This window comes from Niveispirillum sp. GW835-FHT14G11 (genome assembly GCF_058793615.1).
Window position 1 is genome coordinate 272,688 of record NZ_JBXAFZ010000002.1, and the last position, 17,882, is coordinate 290,569.

Genomic DNA, 17,882 nt, shown 5'->3' on the forward strand with positions numbered 1-17,882 from the left:
TCAGCCCTCCCGCGACTGGTCATATTGAGCGATCTGGGCGCGGACATGGCCAGCAATGCCGAAGCCGCCTTGGCTGGACGCCATACTCTCGGCCACGCTGTCCAGCATCATGCCGCGGAACACTTCCTCGGCATATCCGCCGCCAAACATGCCCTCGGTCGACACGCCCTCGAACATGGAATTCAACGCCTGGCTCAGCAGCAGCGCCTCGAATTTCCGGGCCGCCTCCGTGGCGGCGGCACCTGTCAGGGGACCGATGGCCGGCAGGGCCCGTGCGGGGGGCTGGATTTCCGCTATCTCCATCACATCACCTCCAGATCGGCATGAAGGGCACCGGCCGCCTTTATCGCCTGCAGGATGACGATGATGTCGCGCGGCGTGGCGCCCAGCCGGTTCAATCCATTGACCAGTTCATTCAGGGAAACGCCGCCCTCCAGGACGTTCAGGCGCTTGCCCTCCCCCTCATCCACGGCGATCTGGGTGCGGGGCACGACCACGGTCTGGCCTTGCTGGGTGAAGGGGGCCGGCTGGGACACCTGAGGCGCCTCCTCCACCCGTACCGTCAGATTGCCCTGGGCGATGGCCACGGTGCTGATGCGCACATTCTCGCCCATGACGATGGTGCCCGATTGTTCATCGATGACGACACGGGCCACCTGATCGGGCTTGACCTGGATGGTTTCGATCCGGGTCAGCAGGCCGGCAATGTCACCCTGGTAGGCGACGGGCACCATCACCTCCACCGTCGTCGGGTCGGTGGCCCGCGAAACGCCGCCGCCCAGGCTCTGGTTGACGGCCGCCGCGATCCGGTTGGCGGTGGAGAAGTCCGGGTTGCGCAGTGCCAGCCGGACACGCGCCAGGGAATCCAGATCGAAATCCACCTCGCGTTCCACGATGGCGCCATTGGCCACGCGGCCGGAGGTCGGCACCCCCTTGGTGACGCTGGCCGCCGCCCCTTCCACTGCGTATCCGGAGGTGGCGACGGGCCCCTGCGCCACCGCATAGATCTTGCCGTCGGCGCCCATCAGCGGGGTGGCGATCAGGTTGCCGCCGGCCAGGCTCTTGGCGTCGCCCATGGTGGAAATGGAGACATCCACACGCGTCCCCTGGCGGGGAAAGGGTGGCAGTTCCGCCATCACCATCACCGCCGCCACATTGCGGGTCTTCACGTTCAGGCCGGTGATATTGACCCCCAACCGTTCCAGCATGCCCTCCAGGCTCTGCTGCGTGAAGGGCGAATTCTGCAAACGATCTCCCGTGCCATTCAGCCCGACGACCAGCCCATAACCCAGCAATTGGTTTCCGCGCACCCCCTCCACCTCGACGAGATCCTTGATGCGCATCTGGGCCTGGACGGGCCCCGGCAGGGCCACAAGGCCGGCGACAATCAAGGCGAGAAAGCCACGGATATGGCGGCGCTCAACCATTTCCGACCCCTTAAGATTAGTGAACGGCGCCATCATGGCACGACAGGGTTAAAGCGGCTTTTCCAAGATTTCCCCAAACGGCACGTTAATATCCATTTAATTATCTGAGTCGATCTCGGCTTGACTGTACCGTTATGGGTAGTCATTGCTCTTTGTGAGCAGAACGAAAGGCGAAAATGGTGCGGAAATACAAACAAATTAGAAGTTTTTCTTCTGCTCTCGTCGATCTTGTAAAATTCCTGTAGAATTTTACTCAAATCAGGAGTTGGGGCAATGCGAGTCTTGTTGATCGAGAACGATCAGACCATCGCCGGAGCAATCTCCCGCGCCATTGGCCGCGTCGGCGTTCGTTGCGAACAGCAGACGCAGGACAGTGTGGAGACATTTATTGCCGAGAAGGATGGCTCCCTGGAGAACTACGACGCGATCCTGGTCAGCAGCGCTGCCGGGCCTGAGGCTTTCATCGCCCGGCTGCGGGCGGTGGTGGGCCCGGTGATCATCGTCAGCCTGCTGGCACACCGCTGCGTCACCTCAACCATCCAGCATCTGCGGGCGGGTGCCGACGACGTACTGGTGAAGCCGATCAACCCGCAGGAGATCGAGGCGCGGCTGCATGCCGTGCGTCGGCGCGCCCATGGCCACAGTTCGCCCGAATTGACCGTGGGCCGCCTGACCGTCTTCCTGGACGGCCGCGACCCGGCGGTGGACGGACAGCGCCTGCGCCTGTCGCACCGTGAGCATGCGATCTTCAGCGTTCTGGCCCTGAATGTCGGCCGCGTCGTGTCGAAGGAGAAGATCTACGAGACGGTGTATACGCTGTCCGGGTCCGACCCGCTGGACAAGGTCATCGACGTCTATATCTGCAAGCTTCGCAAGAAGATCGCGGAGGCGACAGGCGGCGACAAGTATATCGAGACCGTCTATGGCCGCGGCTACAAGTTCGAGGCACCGTCGGAGGATGAGCGTGATGCCGGGGAGCCCACCCTGATCAAGTCCGTCCCGGCCATTCCCGCCGCCTTGATCCGTGCCGGTGCCCGCACGGGTGCCGGTGCCAGCGCCTGACAAGCGGGGTTATGGAATTGATCGATGGGGTCGCCCGCCACGGGCATCCCATCGGCGGCGTTCAACCTTTCCATGGCGGTTTGCGTCCAGGTCCAATGGAAACCGGCCGGATGAACCGCCGGTTCGCACCCATGGAAGGGGCCGGGGTGACGGCAGAAGCCTCCCCCGGCCCGACGCGGCGCTTGGCATTTTCATCGCCAACCTATATATGATTCGTATATGGATCATATATGGAACCAGCCATGGGCATCGTGAATATCGAGGATGACTTGCACGAACAGCTACGGCGGGTCGCCAAGGTCACCTGCCGGTCGATCAACGCCCAGGCCGCCTTCTGGATCAAGATCGGCATGCTGTGCGAGACCAATCCGACGCTGAGCTTCACCCAGATCATGGAACGCGAACTGGCTGCCGCCGGCGTGTCGGCCCCGTCGCCGGCCGTCAACGCCGCATGATCAAGGAAGCCTGGGAACTGGCGCTGCTGGCCCAATCCGGCCGGCTGCTGGCATCGGTGTTCGCCCTGCTGGACAAGACCCCGTTGATCGGCAGATCGACGCTGGACATCAACGAGATGGTCGAGAATTTCATTGTCCACGACCTGCAGGCAAGGCCGGCCAGCAAGGGCCAGTATGGCTATGGCTTCGTCCTGAATTCATCGGTGAATGACGTGGTCTGCCATGGTGTGCCGTCGGCATCGACCGTGCTGCGCAACGGCGACATCGTCAATTTCGACATCACCCTGGAAAAGGACGGCTATATCGCCGACAGCAGCAAGACCTATCTGGTCGGCAGCGTCGATCCCGCCACCAAACGGCTGGTCCAGACCACCTATGACGCGCTGTGGATGGGCATCAAGGTGGTTCGTCCCGGTGCCCGGCTGGGCGATATCGGCCATGCCATCGAACGTCATGCCAAGCGCGCTGGCTATTCCGTGGTGCGCGAATATTGCGGTCACGGCATCGGCCGCGAAATGCATGAGGAACCGCAGATCCTGCATTTCGGCAAGCCGGGCACTGGCCTTCTATTGCGCGAGGGCATGGTCTTCACCATCGAACCGATGCTGAACCGCGGCCGGCGGGGCGTGCAGACGGAAGAGGATGGCTGGACCGTCAAGACCCAGGACGGGTCACTGTCCGCACAGTTCGAGCATACTGTTGCCGTCACCGCATCCGGCGTGTCGGTCCTGACCTTGCGCCCGGATGAGCGCAAGTCGGGGTCGGCGATCAGCCATGTTTAAATCCAATCGCCTTCCCGGCGAATGCCGGGACCCAGGGGCCAAAGGATCAAACCTCAACGCCGCCTGGACCAAAGCTGCCGATAGGTCGGGCTTGTGGCCCCTGGGTCCCGGCCTTCGCCGGGAAGGCGAAAGAGAAGAGCCGACGCTATTTTCGGGAATGGAACCTACAGATAATTGGCCAGCGACAGCTTGCCCAGGCTGCTGGTCACGGCGAAGGTCGCCTCCAACTGGTTGCGCAGCACGTCCAGGCGCAGGGTCGCGTCATAGGGGTCCGCCTCCTCCAGCTTGACGATCTGGGTGGAGACCAGGGTCTGTTCCACCTCCAGCCGATCCTGCATGCGCCCGATGGTCTGTTCCTCCAGGCCCAGGATGCTCTGCGTCTCCGTCAACTGTTCCATGGCACCGCTGACCATGCCCCAGGCCCGTTCCGCCAGCCGCTTATAGGCGGCGTCCGGCACGCTGTCGGCCGGGACGGCGCTCAGCAGGTGCAGGCCCTTCAGCAGGTCGCGCACCGCCTGGTCGCCGGCGGTGGCACCATAGGTGACGGTGACCGACCCTTCCGCCCGCGCTACCACCGGATCGGTGGAACCATGGAAGAAGGTGTTGGAGAAATTGCCCGCCGCCGGCACGCGGGTATCGTTGAACAAAGCCGACAGCCCGTTCGGCCCGTCGATCATGGCATCGACGGCGGCGGCACTGGTCAGGGGACCGGCCGCCGTCAGCACCTGCTGGATGGCAGCATTGGGCGACAGTCCGGAGGGGGCGGCCTGGTCCACCGCCTGGATCGGCGTCTGGTCGAACCGCGTGCCGCCGAACAGGAAGCGCCCGCTCATCGAACTGTTCAGCATGTTGGTGACGGTGCGCAGCGCATCCTTGGCCGCGTCGTCGATGACGGCGTTGGTGGTGTCCGAGCCGCCGCCCGACGCGGTCAGGGCCAGATCGCGGACCTTGGTCGTGGCATCACGCATGGCGGTCATCGCATCCTGCATCGCCGTCATCCGGGCGGCCTGCGACGACATGGCCGTCTGGAACTGGTCGATCTCGCTGCGCACATTGCGCAGGTCCAGCAAGGCGGCGGCCCGGCTGCCCAGGCTGCCGGCCACGTCGATCTTGCGGCCGGTGGACAGTTCCTGCTGCAAGGTCTGCATCTCGGTCTGCGTGACCCGCACATTGTTGCGGGTCTGGCGGGCCAGCGACAGGGTGGAAACGGTGCTGAGTGTCATGGGTCAGATCTCCAACAGCTTGTCGAGCATGCGGCTGGCCACCTGCATGATCTGGGCATTGGCGGCGTAGCTGCGTTCCAGCACGATCAGTTCCTGCAATTCCTCATCGATATTCACGCCCTCCCGTCCCTCGCGGGTGGCGCGCACCGTCTCCAGCTGGATGTCCAGCGACTTGGCACTGTTCTCCGCCGATGCACGTACCGCATGCTGCTGGCCGATGGCGGCGTTGGCGAAATCCTTCACCGTGCCGCTGGTCATCAGGCCGGCCGCCGCGCTGAAGGAAACGCTGGTGGAGAACACGCCCAGGAAGGCGCGAACCTGTGTCGTGTCGCCGACATCGCCGGCGGCGGCGTGCAGGCCGGTGCGCACCCGGGCCGGGTCGCCACCGGCATCCAGCCGGACCAGATCATTGACCTGGATGCGGCCGGCCATGCCGGTGATATTGCCCGATGCCCGATTGTGCCGCGCGCCATTTTCCGTGAACAGGCCCGTCGCCGTGGCGCCGACCGACGCGTCGGCCTGCTGGAACCGGTCGGCCAGCACGCTGGCCACCTCGTCGATCTGGCGCTGCATCTCCGGCATCGCCTGGTCGCGCACGGCGAACAGGCCTTCCAGCCGCCCGCCCTTGACCGGGTTGGGGTACCCGCTGCCGGGCGCTATATCCACCCCGTCGACCGTCAGGCCGGACAGGCCGCCGCTGGCATAGCTGGCCGTGGCACCGATCACGGGGGTACGGGTGAACTCGATCTCCCGCGCCGTCTCGTCCAGCAGGGTCACGCCGCCCGTGGTCATCACCACGATGGCGTTGGCGTCGCGGGTAAAATACTGGATGCCGATCTGTTCCGACAAGCCGTCCAGCAGCCGGTCGCGTTCATCCTCCAGTTCGGAGATGTCCTGGCCGCTGCCGGTGCGCACCGCCACCTGACGGTTCAGGTCCTCAAGTCGCTTCAGCGCATCATTGATACCGGTCACCGCATCGCCGATGCCGGCATCGGCCTGTTCGCGGGCATTGGCGATGGCCTTGTTGGCATCGCCCAGCCGGCTGGCCAGATTGATGGCGGCATCGACCACGGCGCGCTGCTGCGTCGGGCTTTCCGGCAGGTCTTCCAGACCGTAGAAGGCCCGCTCCAGGGTGGCCAGGGCGGCACTGAAGCTGCGTTCCTCCTGCGGCTGGCCGATGGTCTGGGTATAGACGGACAGGATTTCCGCGCGTGCGGTCTGCGCCGCACTGGCCGACGCCTGCACCCTTGTCTCCCGCGCCAGGGAGGCATCGGCGCTGCGGCGGAAATCGCTGACCTGGACGCCCCTGCCCTCCCCGCCGATAGACACCGACGTCAGGACGGCTTCCTTGCGGGTATAGCCCGGCGTGGTGGCATTGGCGATATTGCGGGACAGGATCGCCGACTTGGTCTGATTGGCCTGCAGGCCGCTCAATGCCGTTTGCAAGGCGAGACCGATGCTCATGATCGTTACCTCTCTGCCAAGCTATCAGCGCATGAGGCGCGTGATCTCGTCCATCATTTCGTCGGCGGTCTGGATGATCTTGGCGTTGGAGGAATAGGCCCGCTGCGTCTCGATGATGCTGGTCAGTTCCTCGGCGATATCGACGTTGGAGGCTTCCAGTGCGCCATCATCGATGGTGCCGGCCGACCCTGCCCCGCCATCCCAGAGATAGAAATCACCGGACTCGCGGCTGACCTGGAAAGCATTGCCATCCATGCGGCGCAGGCCGTCGGGATTGGTCACATTGGCCACGGGGATCTGATACACCGCCTGGCGCAACCCGTTGCGATAGATGGCGGTCATGATGCCGTCATCGCCGATCTCCACCCGGTCCAGCGGAGCATAGCCGGCGCCATCCTTGCCGAAGGCGCCCGGCACATACTGGTCGCCCCACTGGGTCAGCCCGCCATTGGCCCCGATCTCCCCCATCGACAGTTTGATCGGCTGGCCGGCGACGGTCAGGTTGATGGTGCCATTGGTCACCGTGACGCCACCGCCGGCCGTCATGGATGACAGGGTACCGGCCGGGACCGTCGTGGCGATGCCGTTGCTGAACGCCATGTTGACGGTACCCAGGCTGGTATTGTTGCCGTCCCGGATGTTCAGCGTCCATTGGTTGGCCACGGTGGAGGGCTGCCATTCCAGGGTCAGCTTGTTGGTGAAGCCCAGGGGCGTGTAATAATCGATGGAGGTGGAGAACGGGGCAGCCGCCGGGGTTTGGCCGGTCATGCTGGCCGGCAGGTTGGCGGCGAAATTGATGTTGCCGGTGGCCTTGGCCAGACCGGTGATCTTGCCTAGGCTGACCGTTTCCAGCCCGTCGAAGCTGGTGCGCGACGGGCTGCCGCCCGCGACATTGCCATTGGTGTCCAGCGCCCAGCCCTGCAGGTAATAACCCCCGGTATTCACCAGATTGCCGCTGCTGTCGGGACGGAACGAACCGCCGCGCGTCAGCAATTGCGAGGTGCCCTGGACAGTCTGGCTGTCGGCATTGGTGCCGACCACGAAGAAGCCATTGCCGGAAATGGCCAGATCGGTGGCGACCGTGGACCTTGTGACGATGCCGGCGCGCGACACTTCGGTGCGCAGCGAGGCCTCGACACCGCCGGCCGAATAGGTGCCCGCACTGGAATTATTGGTCACCAGGGTGGAGAATTGCACATTGGTGCGCTTATACCCGACCGTGCCGGAATTGGAGATATTGTCGGAGATGGCGCTGAACTTCGCACTCTGCGCCGCCAGGCCGCTGACACCCGAATTCATTGCGCTGTAGATGCTCATGGGAACGGACTCCGCTTGGCTGATCGGTTGAAAAGGCCGGGGCTCGGGGATGCATGTCCGTTGCGCTGACCGCTGAACCGGGTCCTTGCAACTGGGCCGGGCGGCGCTTCGGCGCCATCAATCCGCCCGATGGGTTCTCCCACCACGGACAAGAATAAAGGGTCAGGCTTAAAACGGGGTGAAATCAAGGGCCGTCAGAACGGCAGGATCACGTCCAGCACCTGCTGGCCGATCCGGGGCTGCTGCATGTCCATGATCTGGCCGCGCCCGCCATAGGCGATGCGGGCCTCGGCGATCTTCTCGTAGGACACGGTGTTGCGGGTGGTGATGTCCTGCGGGCGGATGACGCCGGCGATGCGCAGCTCGCGCAGCTCGTAGTTCACCCGCATCTCCTGCCGCCCAGCAATCACCAGATTGCCGTTGGGCAGGATGTCGGTGACCACGGCCGCCACCTTCAGGCTGATATTCTCCTGCCGGTTCACGGCACCGGCCCCGTTGCTGCTGCCATTGGAATTCAGGTTGACCAGGTTTTCCGGGTCGACGCTGTTGGGCAGGGCCGTTTCCAGCCCGAACAGGTTGGGCACGCCCATGCTCTCCCCCGCCCCGCGAGAACGGGAGGTCTGGTTGCTGATCTGCGCCTGTTCGGCCATGTCGACCTCAACGGTGACAATATCGCCGACCTTGCTGGCCCGCATGTCGCGCAGGAAGCCGCGCGCATCCGCCTCCCACAGCGAGGCCGCCTGACGCATCGTGTCGGAAGGTGGCGGCATGGGCATGGTGACGCCCGTGGCCTCTGCCTGACGGCGTGGATTGTCGATCGGCGTCATGTCGGGCGCCTGGCCGATATGATCGAACCGGGCGCAGCCCGCCAGCAGCAAGGGGGCCGCGACCAGCACGGCCGTGTAGCGCAGAATGTGCATGTCCCGTTCCTTATTCAGCGGCGGAGACGACACCCGGCCCGGTGACCATGGCGGTCAGGGTGCGATTGCTGTCCAGGTTCTGCACCCGCACCATGTCCCCGACGCTGCCATTGGCCAGCGCCCGGCCGCGCGCGGTGATCAGCAGCGGGCCCTGGCGATATTCCAGGGTGACCGGCTTGTTGCGCGCCACGGCGGCCTGTGTGATGACGGAATTGTCAGGCACCGGCCGGCCCGGCGACAGCACACGCCGCGCCTCCCGCCCCACCAGGTCGGTCGTCCGGGTGATGGTGCGCTGGCCGATTTCGTCGGACCGCAGCCGGGCCAGCGTCAGGTCGGCCTCGGCGATCACCTCTCCCGGCGACACGCGGCGGGTGGGAACAGGCACCTGGATCTCCGTCCACAGCTCGCCCTCCACCCGCTGGCGCTTGTCGGGGCCGGACAGGATGGCGGCGAAGCGCCGTCCGCTGCGGTCGATATTCAGCGCCTCCACCTGGCTCACCGTGCCGGTGACCGGGGTGGCGATGCGCAGGGCCAACTCGCCCTCGCCCAGGGCCGGACCCAACCGTTCTCGGATGGCGATGCGCAGCAGCGCCTCGGCCGCGTCGGCCTGCGCCACCACCGGCAGTGCCGAGGCAAGGAGAAGGCCGACCAGGGCCAGCGGGGAGATCAGGTTGCGCATCATTCGCCTCACCGCATCTGGACCAGGGTGTTCAGCATCTGGTCGCCGGCCTCGACGGTACGGCTGTTCATCTCATAGGCGCGCTGGGCCGAGATCAGGTTGGTGATCTCCGCGACGATATTCACGTTGGACGCCTCGACATAGCCCTGCTTCACCGTGCCGAAACCCAGCTGACCCGGGATGCCCAGGATGGGCACGCCCGACGCCGGGGTTTCCAGATAGAGGTTCGACCCCACCGCCTCCAGCCCGGCCTCGTTCACGAACATGGCCATGTCGAACTGGCCGACATTCTGCGGCTCGATCTGGCCCTCGATATAGGCCAGCACCTCGCCATTGCTGTTGATCATCACGTCGCGGGTATTTTCCGGCACGGTGATGCCGGGGCTGACCTCATGCCCGTCGGTGGTGACGATGGTGCCTTCCGGCGACAGCTTGAAATTGCCGGCCCTTGTATAGGCGGTCTCGCCCGTGGGCAGATCGACCAGGAAATAGCCGCGCCCGTCCAGCGCCACGTCGTAATCGCCCTCGGTCTTGGTCAGCGTGCCCTGCACATGCTGGCGCGCCACCGTGCCCGGCTTCACGCCCAGGCCCAGCTGGATGCCGGTGGGCACGATATCGCCCTGGTCGGACGCCGTGGCACCGGGCCGCAGCTGCGACTGGTACATCAGGTCCTGGAATTCGGCGCGGGAGCGCTTGAAGGCGACGGTGTTGATGTTGGCGATGTTGTTGGAGATGACCTCCACATTCATCTGCTGGGCCATCATGCCGCTGGCGGCGATGTCGAGCGTGCGCATTTTATGGGTCCTTTTCGTGCGCCCTCAGGCGCCGGGCGCCGCCATCCGGCGGCTTGGCTTACGCGCCCACGTGGACGCGGGCCGGCGGTCGCCGGCCTGCGGGGGCAAATGGTTGGTCATCAGGTTGCCGGGCCGCCGATCTTGTTGATGGCGCCACGCTGGCGGTCATTCTCCGCCTCGGTCAGCTTGGTGGCCTGGCCATAGGCGCGGGTAAGATCGATCAGCCGCACCATCTCCACGATGGGCTGAACGTTGGAGCCTTCGACGGCACCCTGGACGATGGTGGCGCCGATGGCCGGCAGCGGCTCGCCCATGGCGGTGACCAGACCGTCGCCGCCGCGCTGCAGCCCTTCCGCGCCGGGCAGGGCATAAAGCCCGATGCGACCCAGCTCCACCGACTGGATTTCCTGGCCATTGCCCTCCACCGTATAGGAAAGGGTGCCGTCGCTGCTGAAGGTCAGCGGCCCCACATCCTCCGGCACGGTGATGCGGTTGCCGGCATCGTCCAGCACGGGGCGGCCATCGACGGTGACCAGATCGCCCTCTGCCGACCGGCCCAGCCGCCCGTCGCGGGTGTAGCGCTGGCCGGTCGGCGTCTCCACCTGCAGCCAGGCGTCGCCGCGGATGGCGATGTCGAACGGATTGCCCGTCATGGTCAGCGATCCCTCGCGCGTGTCGGTATAGGTGGCGCGGTCGATGACGAAGGCGGTGGGATCGGCGCCGCGCCCGGTACGGCTGACGAAATCGTCGAAGACCGGCCGTTCGGCGCGGAACGCTTGCGTGTTCATGTTCGCCACATTATTGGCGGTGACGTCCAGCATGCGGCGCAGCGCCATCTGCTGCGACAGCCCGACATAGAGCGCGTTTTCCACGGGAAAAGTCTCCGGCTTCGTTTGGGCAGCCCATCGGGGCGCCGCTTTGAACCGGCTTTAATGTGCAGGGGCTAGGTTAAATCCGCGTTCAAGATCGGCTGCGGATGGGGTCATGAGACGGTTTCTGCGCTACCTGCTGACATCTCTACCCGCCGGGCTGTGCTTGGCGGCCCCGGCTTTGGCCGACCCGGTCCCCGTTTCCATCCGCGTGGCGGGCGGGGTGACGGAGCTGCTGATCGACAGCGGCGACCTGAAGCCCGACCGGTTCCGGCTGGAACCGTGCGGGGCCAGGCTTGCCATGCCGCTGGACCAGGGGATGGACATCAGCGTCGCCAGCACCGGGGCGGGCCGCATCAAGGGCGTGCGGCTGGCCAACCCCCGAACCCTGGCGGTGGCGACCGATTGCAGCGCCACCATCACCATCAAGCGGCGCAACGGCCAGATGGTGATGCGGGTGGCGGCACCGGTGACCCCGGATCGCAAGCCGGGCGCCGTGCTGACCCCGGCGGAAGCGGAATTCGCCCGCAAGGCCGTGGCCGATGGTGCGCGCGACGCCGCCAGCCCGCCGCCGCGGGAACCGGCGCTGCCGGTCGCGCATGATCCGCGCCGCTCCGATCCGGCCTGGGGCAGTGCCGCCCCCCTGGTCGATCTGGCCGCCTGGCGTCAGGAACCCTATCTGGATGCGCGTGACCGGCTGCGCCAGGCGCTGGCCGTAAGCGACCATGACCCGGTGGCCCTGCGCAATCTCGTCCGTTTCCAGTTGGCCTGGAACCGCGCACCGGAGGTACTGGCCAATCTTCAGGGCCGGGCAGCGACGGAAGAAGACCAGATACTGGCCGCCATCGCCGCCCTGCTGGCCGATCCCCAGGATGGCCAGGCCGACCGGCTGCTGACCAACCAGTCGCTGCGGGCATCCGACGGACCCATGTGGGCCGCATTGCTGTTGCAGCGGCGCGGACAGGGGCGTGAGGCCATATCCTATTTGCCGGCCGCAACGCGGGCCTTGCCGTCCCTGCCAGCGGAATTGCGACGGGAGGTCGGACTTGACCTGCTGTCGATTGCCGCCGACGCAAGGCTGGACGGCATGGCGCGGGCCATCGCACGGGCCATCGAGGCCGATGCCGGCGACCCCGCGGCCCAGGCCCGATTGCATGAGGAGGTGGGGCGTCTGCATGCGGCGGCCGGCCGCGCCGGGCTGGCACTGGCGCAATGGGACCAGGCGGCGGCACTGGACGGCCCGTCCGCCACGCGGGCGGGGTTGGCCGCCATGGCGATGCGGGTGGAACGCGGGGAGCGGACGGAAGCGGAGCGGGTGGCGGCACTGGACGCGGCGATCCGCGACTGGCCGGGTACCCCACTGGAATCCGACAGCCTGTTGCAGCTGGCATTGCTGGCGTACAAGCGCGGGGAGCCGGTGACAGGGCTGGAGAAGCTGCGCCTGCTCACCCTGCGGTTTCCCGACCGGCCGCCACCGGAAATGGCGGCCCGCGCCGATCTGGCCGTGCAGATGTTCGACGGGCTGATGGGGGCTTCCATCCCGTTGCCCGACCGCATCACCGCCTTTCAGCGCCACCGCGACCTGCTGCCGTCCGAGCCTGCCGGCTGGACCGTGCGCCGCCGCTTCGCCATGATGCTGGCCGATGCCGGGGTCCAGCGCATCGCGCGGGAAGAACTGCAGGCCTTGGCGGTGCAGTTGCCCGCCGCGGAGCGACCCGCCATCATCCATGACCTGGCCCTGATGGAACTGGCGGCTGGTGATGCGGCCGCCGCCCTGGCCACGCTGGACGGGGCAGACGAAGCCACACCGGACGAGGTGAAGCGCGGCCGGGCGCTGCGCGCCCGTGCCCTGCTGCTGGCCGGCGACAGCACCGGGGCCATGGCCATGGCGGGCGACGGCGATGATGGCCTGGCGGTCCGCGCCGACGGGCTGTGGCGGCAGGGCAAGTGGAGCGAGGCGGTAAAAAGCTACAAGGCGCTGTCGGCCGAACGCCCCCTGCCGCCGGCCGACGCCGCCCGCTATGCCCTGGCCGCCCTGCTGGCCGGTGACCCGGCGGCGGGTGCCGTGGTGGCGGGACAGGGCGCGGCCCTGGATGGGCGCAAGCTGGGGGCGGATCTGACGCTGCTGGCCCGGCCCGTGCCGGCAGCGGATGCGGGCGAGCGCGACCTGCGCGGTCTGCTGGACGACGCGGCGGCGTTGGGCAAGTTGGCCCGCCCGACCACCGCCAACTGAAAACCAGGTTTAACCGCGCCTTGTCAGGATGATGCCTCCTGACCGTCGCCTTGCCCCGGAGATATCGCGATGAACCTTCTCATCGGTGCTGCCATCGTCTTCGCCTCCGTCCTGGGCGGGTTCCTCGCCCTGGGCGGCCATTTGTCGGTGCTCTGGCAGCCCTTCGAGGTGCTGATCGTCTGCGGGGCGGCGCTGGGTGCCTTCGTGATCGCCAATCCCTGGCAGATCATCAAGGATACCGGCCACAGCCTGCGCGCCCTGTTCCGCGGCACGGCCCATCGCCGGGCCGATTACCTGGAACTGCTGGCCCTGCTCTATACCGTGCTGCGCACGGCCCGCACCAAGGGGCTGATGGGGCTGGAGAAGGATATCGAAAAGCCGGCCGACAGCACCCTGTTCCAGCAATTCCCCCGCACCCTGGACCAGGACCGGGCCGTCATCTTCCTGACCGACTATCTGCGCCTGATGTCGCTGGGCGCCGACCGCCCCACGGAGATGGAAGCGCTGATGGATGAGGAGCTGGTGACCCTGAACAAGGAGCTGCACCGCGCCCCGCGCAGCCTGCACACCATGGCCGAGGCGCTGCCGGCCCTGGGCATCGTCGCCGCCGTGCTGGGCATGGTGAAGGCCATGGGGGCGATTTCCGAATCGCCGGAAATCCTGGGCCAGCTGATCGCCGGCGCCATGGTCGGCACCTTCCTGGGCGTGCTGCTGTCCTATGGCGTGGTGGGGCCGCTGGCCAACGCCATGAACCGCATGCGGGACGAGGAAATGAAATTCTTCCATTGCATCAAGGCGGCCCTGGTCGCCCATCTGCACGGCTCGGCCCCGGCCGTGGCCGTGGAGCATGCGCGCAAGGTGCTCTATACCGAGGTGCAGCCCACCTTCCATGAGGTGGAAAGCGTGACCACCAATGCCGCCCAGCGTCTGGGCGAGCGGCAGAAGGCGGCCTGACCCATGGCGACCACCGGACGTCTCAGCCGCGCCAGCATCGTCATCCGCCGCCGCCGTCATGAGGAGGAGGGGGATCAGGAAAACGGATCGTGGAAGATCGCCTATGCCGACTTCACGACCATGATGATGGCCTTCTTCATGCTGCTCTGGCTGGTGAACATCACCTCGCCGGAACAGAAGGAGGGCATTGCCGATTATTTCAACCCGATCAGCGTCTCCAGCAGCCATTCCGGCGCCGACGGGCAGTTGGCGGGCCAGAGCGTGGCCACCGCCAGTGGTGCCTTGACCAGCAGCGCCAGCAGCGCGTGGGAGACAATCCCCACCGCCCGCGTGCCCGCGCTGTCCCCACCCGGCCCGGACCCGGTAGTGGTCGATGGCGATCCCGGCGACAATGACGGGCACAAGCCCGACAGCGGTGGCGCCCAGGGCGACCTGACCCTGGGCGAGGTGGCGGCCGGCGATATTCCCGCCGGCCCCGTCCTCGATCCCGGTCTGGCCGAACAGATGGCGCGGGTGGCGGCCGAGCAGGCCTCGTTCGAACGGATCGAGGCGGAGTTGAAGGCGGCCCTGGCCATCGGCGGGGATCTGGCCGACCTGTCGGAGAACCTGATCTTCGACATCACGCCGGAAGGCCTGCGCATCCAGATCACCGACCGGCCGCATTTTTCCATGTTCGACGTGGCGTCGGTGGATGTGAACGGTCGCGCGGCTTCCCTGTTGCAGGTGGTGGCCCAGGCATTGGCGACGGTGCCCAACCCGGTGGCCGTGGCCGGGCATACCGACGGGCGGGCCTTTGCCGCCAGTGCGCGGTACGGCAATTGGGAGCTGTCATCCGACCGCGCCAACGCCGCGCGCCGCATCCTGGCCGCCAACGGCATCGCCGCGACCCGGCTGGCACGGGTGGAGGGGCTGGCCGACACGCTGCATCTGTTCCCCGACGCACCCGAAGACCCGCGCAACCGCCGCATCTCCATCACCCTGCTGCGGCGCGTCCCCCTGCCGATGGAAAGGCCCTGACCATGCTGAAGCTCGCCCTGGCGGCGACGGCTGCCTTCATCGCCGCCGTGGCCGGGGGTTATGCCGCCGGCACGGCCCTTCCCTCCCCGTCGCCGGTGGCCCCAGCCGCCGGTCCGTTGACCCTGACCGTGGCGCCCATGATCGTCCCGGTCTGGGGACAGGGGCGGATCACCGGCTTCGTGGCCGTGGAAATGGCCGTGGAACTGACGCCCGGCAGCGATGGCGACCTGCTGCTGCCCGGCCTGCGCGACCGGCTGCTGGGCGATCTCTATGATATCGGTGCTGAGGGCGGCATGCAGCCCGGCACCGTCGACCCCGCCGCATTGCAGGCCCGCCTGCTGCTGGCGGCGGGCGACGCGACGGGCGGCAAGGCCCGCAATCTGGTCCTGACCAAGCTGATCCTGCAGGAAAACCGCCGCAAGGGTGCCTGAAAAAACGAAAAAGGCCGGCGGAACGGGATCGCACCCGTTCCCCCGGCCCCTTTTCGTCCATCCTCACGCCGCCGATACGATGTCGTAGCGGCCGACCGTGGCGCCATTCTCCAGCTCGAACAGGGTGTCGGCATCCTCGCGGCGCACGCGGGTAACCTTGGAACGATAGGTGACCTCGCTCTCCAGCGCGTCGCCCTTTTCGTTGCGGGCCTCCACCGCCAGGGTATAGGTGCCGTCGGCGGCGGTACTGCCATCGGCCTTCACCCCGTTCCAAGTGATGGCGTGAGTACCGGCATTCTTGTCGGCGGGAAAGCTGTGGACCAGATTGCCGTCACCATCCAAGAGCCGCACCTCCACGCTGCTGGCCCCGGCCGGCACGGTGTAGCTGGCATCCAGCTGACCGCCCTTCACGCCCACCAGGTTGCTGGAGATTTCCACCGTGCGGCCGATATAGCCCATGTCGGCCCGGTCACTGCCGATGCGCAGCTCCCCCAGCACCTGGGTCAGCATGTTGTTGGAGGAGACCTGCTGTTCAACGGAGGAGAATTGCGCCAGCTGCGTCACCCATTGCGTGGGATCGACGGGCTGCAGCGGGTCCTGGTTGGTCAACTGCGCCGTCAGCAGGCGCAGGAAGGATTGGGTGTCGGTGGTCAGGCGGGCCTGGGCGGCACTGGTCGCCACATTGCTGGTGGCCTCGACGCCGGAAACATTGCTCATGCTGGCGAACCTTTCAGATCTGGATATCGACAAGACTGTCGGTGCGGAAGGCGGCCGGCGCGGCCAGCGGATCGACGGCCGGATCAGCGTGGGCCTGCTGACCGTAAAGCTGGGCGCCGCGCCGTCCCTGGTCGGCCTGATGCCATTGGCCGGACCCTTCACGTAAGGAGAACTGCAGGCTATCGGGCTGCACCTGCATGCCGCCCTGCTGCAGCGCGCGCTCGATCAGGCGGACGTCGCGCTGCAAAAGGTCCAGCGTCGCGGGCCGCTCCGCAGCGATCATGGCGGTGACGCGGCCATCCTGCATGTCCAGCTTCACCTCCACCCGGCCCAGATGTTCGGGGTCCAGCTGGACGGTCAGCGTCGTCTGATCCTGCGCCACCGCCTGCTCGATCCGCCCGACCAGCTGCAGGCCGGGGGGGACATGGGCGGCGACAGCCGGGCGCGAAACCGCCACTGCTTGAGCAGCGAGATCACGGCTGACGGCCTGGGCGCTGGCAGTGGCCGCCGGCAGGGAGAAATTGTCGGATGAACCAGCGGGCAGGACGCCCATGGCCGCGGTCGCCTCCCCATCACCAGCCGTCACCTCCCCCACCGGCAAGCGCAAAGCGGCCGGTTTGGCGTCTCCTGCCACGGGTGTTGGCGCGGGGGTGGCATTGGTGGCTGATGCCGGACCCGACCGCACACGGGGGGCCGAACGGCTGGCGGCGACATCCGTGACCGGCGCCGGTTTGCCCGCGACCGGCCTTACCGCCGGCAGTGCGGCGGGACCGGCCTGTGCGACCGCCATGGCTTGCAGTTCGGACGGCACGCTGCCGACGGCAATCACGGGCGCGGGTGGGGTGACGACGATCGCCGGCACGCCATCCGGCGTGGCCGGCGCGCCCCTGTCGGTGGAAACCACAGGGGTTGGCGTTGGACTGGCACCCTCCTGTAGCGACACCGGCACCGGGCCGGTTGCCGGCGCGGGTGCACGTATCTCCGGCGCAGTTGTGGCCGGTAACGCGGCCCCCGGCGTCACGGGAACGGCAGGTGTCAGCCCTGCCGGCACGGGTACCACCGCCCCCTCTCCCCCCCCATCACCGGATGGAACGCCGATGGTGGTGGGTACGGGCGGCGGCAGACTGGCCACAGGTGCCGCCAGGCCCATCGCCTGCATCAGCCCGGCCAGAACGGCATCGTCGGGCGCCAGGCCCTGCGCAGCCGCCTCACCCGGCGTCGCCGGCCGGGCGGTGGCGGGCTCCAGCGGACGGACCAGGCCCTCGACCAGCAGGCCGAAGCCGGCCATCGGCACGACGGGCGCGGTTCCGGCCCGCACCTGGATCGCCGGCGTCGCCGGTGTGGCGGATGACAGGAGGGAGAGAAGCTGCATGGGGCCCACCCGGATAGCGGTATCGACCCCCACCATACCGGGCGCTGTTTAAGTCCGGTTTTAAGCGACCGGCGTCCGACCCTCGTTCACCCGCCCAAACAAGCCTTCCGTTCGAACGATTGCGATGGCATCGGGGGTGGCGATGCGGATATTTGCATCTACAGGG

Annotated in this window: 18 protein-coding genes; 7 read left to right on the forward strand and 11 right to left on the reverse strand. The window is 66.9% G+C overall.

Annotated elements, in window-relative coordinates; all coding sequences use genetic code 11:
* Positions 1-303 (reverse strand): rod-binding protein, encoded by a 303-nt coding sequence (locus AC1Q7F_RS04815; protein ID WP_492504356.1) that lies wholly within the window; start codon positions 301-303, stop codon positions 1-3.
* A complete protein-coding gene (locus tag AC1Q7F_RS04820; RefSeq protein WP_492504358.1) occupies positions 303-1,427 on the reverse strand; it encodes a flagellar basal body P-ring protein FlgI in 1,125 nt (374 codons plus the stop codon). The genes AC1Q7F_RS04815 and AC1Q7F_RS04820 overlap by 1 nt, the downstream gene beginning before the upstream one ends.
* A 273-nt stretch (positions 1,428-1,700) precedes the next feature.
* Between AC1Q7F_RS04820 and AC1Q7F_RS04825 the strand changes: the two genes are divergently transcribed.
* From AC1Q7F_RS04825 to map, 3 genes are all read left to right on the forward strand, one after another.
* Positions 1,701-2,489 (forward strand): response regulator transcription factor, encoded by a 789-nt coding sequence (locus tag AC1Q7F_RS04825; RefSeq protein ID WP_492504360.1) that lies wholly within the window; start codon positions 1,701-1,703, stop codon positions 2,487-2,489.
* Positions 2,490-2,731: 242 nt separating this feature from the next.
* On the forward strand, positions 2,732-2,944 hold the full coding sequence (locus AC1Q7F_RS04830; RefSeq protein WP_492504362.1) for a ParD-like family protein: 213 nt from the start codon (positions 2,732-2,734) through the stop codon (positions 2,942-2,944).
* Positions 2,941-3,726, forward strand: coding sequence for a type I methionyl aminopeptidase (gene map, locus AC1Q7F_RS04835; protein ID WP_492504364.1), 786 nt, complete (start codon positions 2,941-2,943; stop codon positions 3,724-3,726). Before AC1Q7F_RS04830 ends, map begins: the two co-directional genes overlap by 4 nt.
* A gap of 164 nt (positions 3,727-3,890) precedes the next feature.
* On the opposite strand, the gene AC1Q7F_RS04840 is transcribed toward map, so the two are convergent.
* From AC1Q7F_RS04840 to flgF, 7 genes are all read right to left on the reverse strand, one after another.
* Positions 3,891-4,949 carry a flagellin N-terminal helical domain-containing protein gene (locus tag AC1Q7F_RS04840; protein WP_492504366.1) on the reverse strand — a complete coding sequence of 353 codons (1,059 nt, stop codon included), beginning with the start codon at positions 4,947-4,949 and terminating at the stop codon, positions 3,891-3,893.
* A gap of 3 nt (positions 4,950-4,952) precedes the next feature.
* Positions 4,953-6,413 (reverse strand): flagellar hook-associated protein FlgK, encoded by a 1,461-nt coding sequence (gene flgK / locus AC1Q7F_RS04845; RefSeq protein WP_492504368.1) that lies wholly within the window; start codon positions 6,411-6,413, stop codon positions 4,953-4,955.
* Positions 6,414-6,437: 24 nt separating this feature from the next.
* The gene (locus AC1Q7F_RS04850) at positions 6,438-7,730 is read right to left on the reverse strand and encodes a flagellar hook protein FlgE (protein WP_492504370.1); all 1,293 of its coding nucleotides are present in this window, start codon (positions 7,728-7,730) and stop codon (positions 6,438-6,440) included.
* A 194-nt stretch (positions 7,731-7,924) separates the two neighbouring features.
* Positions 7,925-8,650, reverse strand: a complete 726-nt coding sequence (gene flgH / locus AC1Q7F_RS04855; protein ID WP_492504372.1) for a flagellar basal body L-ring protein FlgH — start codon at positions 8,648-8,650, stop codon at positions 7,925-7,927.
* A gap of 10 nt (positions 8,651-8,660) precedes the next feature.
* Entirely contained in the window at positions 8,661-9,332 is a 672-nt protein-coding gene (gene flgA, locus AC1Q7F_RS04860) for a flagellar basal body P-ring formation chaperone FlgA (RefSeq protein WP_492504374.1), read from the reverse strand.
* Between the two features lie 5 nt (positions 9,333-9,337).
* Positions 9,338-10,123, reverse strand: coding sequence for a flagellar basal-body rod protein FlgG (gene flgG, locus AC1Q7F_RS04865; protein WP_492504376.1), 786 nt, complete (start codon positions 10,121-10,123; stop codon positions 9,338-9,340).
* 119 nt (positions 10,124-10,242) lie between these two features.
* The gene (gene flgF, locus AC1Q7F_RS04870) at positions 10,243-10,995 is read right to left on the reverse strand and encodes a flagellar basal-body rod protein FlgF (protein ID WP_492504378.1); all 753 of its coding nucleotides are present in this window, start codon (positions 10,993-10,995) and stop codon (positions 10,243-10,245) included.
* Between the two features lie 112 nt (positions 10,996-11,107).
* Here flgF and AC1Q7F_RS04875 point away from each other — a divergent pair, with 112 nt between their 5' ends.
* From AC1Q7F_RS04875 to AC1Q7F_RS04890, 4 genes are all read left to right on the forward strand, one after another.
* On the forward strand, positions 11,108-13,225 hold the full coding sequence (locus AC1Q7F_RS04875) for a hypothetical protein (protein ID WP_492504380.1): 2,118 nt from the start codon (positions 11,108-11,110) through the stop codon (positions 13,223-13,225).
* Between the two features lie 69 nt (positions 13,226-13,294).
* Positions 13,295-14,179 (forward strand): flagellar motor stator protein MotA, encoded by an 885-nt coding sequence (motA, locus tag AC1Q7F_RS04880; RefSeq protein ID WP_492504382.1) that lies wholly within the window; start codon positions 13,295-13,297, stop codon positions 14,177-14,179.
* Positions 14,180-14,182: 3 nt separating this feature from the next.
* The gene (locus tag AC1Q7F_RS04885; protein WP_492504384.1) at positions 14,183-15,196 is read left to right on the forward strand and encodes a flagellar motor protein MotB; all 1,014 of its coding nucleotides are present in this window, start codon (positions 14,183-14,185) and stop codon (positions 15,194-15,196) included.
* 2 nt (positions 15,197-15,198) lie between these two features.
* Positions 15,199-15,627 (forward strand): hypothetical protein, encoded by a 429-nt coding sequence (locus AC1Q7F_RS04890; RefSeq protein WP_492504386.1) that lies wholly within the window; start codon positions 15,199-15,201, stop codon positions 15,625-15,627.
* A gap of 63 nt (positions 15,628-15,690) precedes the next feature.
* Here AC1Q7F_RS04890 and AC1Q7F_RS04895 read toward each other — a convergent pair whose 3' ends face one another.
* Together AC1Q7F_RS04895 and AC1Q7F_RS04900 are read right to left on the reverse strand one after the other, a co-directional pair.
* Positions 15,691-16,344, reverse strand: coding sequence for a flagellar hook assembly protein FlgD (locus AC1Q7F_RS04895; RefSeq protein WP_492504388.1), 654 nt, complete (start codon positions 16,342-16,344; stop codon positions 15,691-15,693).
* A gap of 13 nt (positions 16,345-16,357) precedes the next feature.
* Positions 16,358-17,716 carry a flagellar hook-length control protein FliK gene (locus AC1Q7F_RS04900; protein WP_492504390.1) on the reverse strand — a complete coding sequence of 453 codons (1,359 nt, stop codon included), beginning with the start codon at positions 17,714-17,716 and terminating at the stop codon, positions 16,358-16,360.
* Between the last annotated feature and the right edge of the window lie 166 nt (positions 17,717-17,882).

What these genes read in the sequence shown, in the direction of transcription:
- motA (WP_492504382.1), top strand. Translation starts at nt 13,295, where the DNA reads ATGAACCTTCTCATCGGTGCTGCCATCGTCTTCGCCTCCGTCCTGGGC.
- flgH (WP_492504372.1), bottom strand. Translation starts at nt 8,650, where the DNA reads ATGCACATTCTGCGCTACACGGCCGTGCTGGTCGCGGCCCCCTTGCTG.
- AC1Q7F_RS04850 (WP_492504370.1), bottom strand. Translation starts at nt 7,730, where the DNA reads ATGAGCATCTACAGCGCAATGAATTCGGGTGTCAGCGGCCTGGCGGCG.
- flgA (WP_492504374.1), bottom strand. Translation starts at nt 9,332, where the DNA reads ATGATGCGCAACCTGATCTCCCCGCTGGCCCTGGTCGGCCTTCTCCTT.
- AC1Q7F_RS04875 (WP_492504380.1), top strand. Translation starts at nt 11,108, where the DNA reads ATGAGACGGTTTCTGCGCTACCTGCTGACATCTCTACCCGCCGGGCTG.
- map (WP_492504364.1), top strand. Translation starts at nt 2,941, where the DNA reads ATGATCAAGGAAGCCTGGGAACTGGCGCTGCTGGCCCAATCCGGCCGG.
- AC1Q7F_RS04895 (WP_492504388.1), bottom strand. Translation starts at nt 16,344, where the DNA reads ATGAGCAATGTTTCCGGCGTCGAGGCCACCAGCAATGTGGCGACCAGT.
- AC1Q7F_RS04890 (WP_492504386.1), top strand. Translation starts at nt 15,199, where the DNA reads ATGCTGAAGCTCGCCCTGGCGGCGACGGCTGCCTTCATCGCCGCCGTG.
- AC1Q7F_RS04815 (WP_492504356.1), bottom strand. Translation starts at nt 303, where the DNA reads ATGGAGATAGCGGAAATCCAGCCCCCCGCACGGGCCCTGCCGGCCATC.
- flgK (WP_492504368.1), bottom strand. Translation starts at nt 6,413, where the DNA reads ATGAGCATCGGTCTCGCCTTGCAAACGGCATTGAGCGGCCTGCAGGCC.
- AC1Q7F_RS04830 (WP_492504362.1), top strand. Translation starts at nt 2,732, where the DNA reads ATGGGCATCGTGAATATCGAGGATGACTTGCACGAACAGCTACGGCGG.
- AC1Q7F_RS04825 (WP_492504360.1), top strand. Translation starts at nt 1,701, where the DNA reads ATGCGAGTCTTGTTGATCGAGAACGATCAGACCATCGCCGGAGCAATC.
- AC1Q7F_RS04900 (WP_492504390.1), bottom strand. Translation starts at nt 17,716, where the DNA reads ATGCAGCTTCTCTCCCTCCTGTCATCCGCCACACCGGCGACGCCGGCG.
- AC1Q7F_RS04820 (WP_492504358.1), bottom strand. Translation starts at nt 1,427, where the DNA reads ATGGTTGAGCGCCGCCATATCCGTGGCTTTCTCGCCTTGATTGTCGCC.
- flgG (WP_492504376.1), bottom strand. Translation starts at nt 10,123, where the DNA reads ATGCGCACGCTCGACATCGCCGCCAGCGGCATGATGGCCCAGCAGATG.
- AC1Q7F_RS04885 (WP_492504384.1), top strand. Translation starts at nt 14,183, where the DNA reads ATGGCGACCACCGGACGTCTCAGCCGCGCCAGCATCGTCATCCGCCGC.
- AC1Q7F_RS04840 (WP_492504366.1), bottom strand. Translation starts at nt 4,949, where the DNA reads ATGACACTCAGCACCGTTTCCACCCTGTCGCTGGCCCGCCAGACCCGC.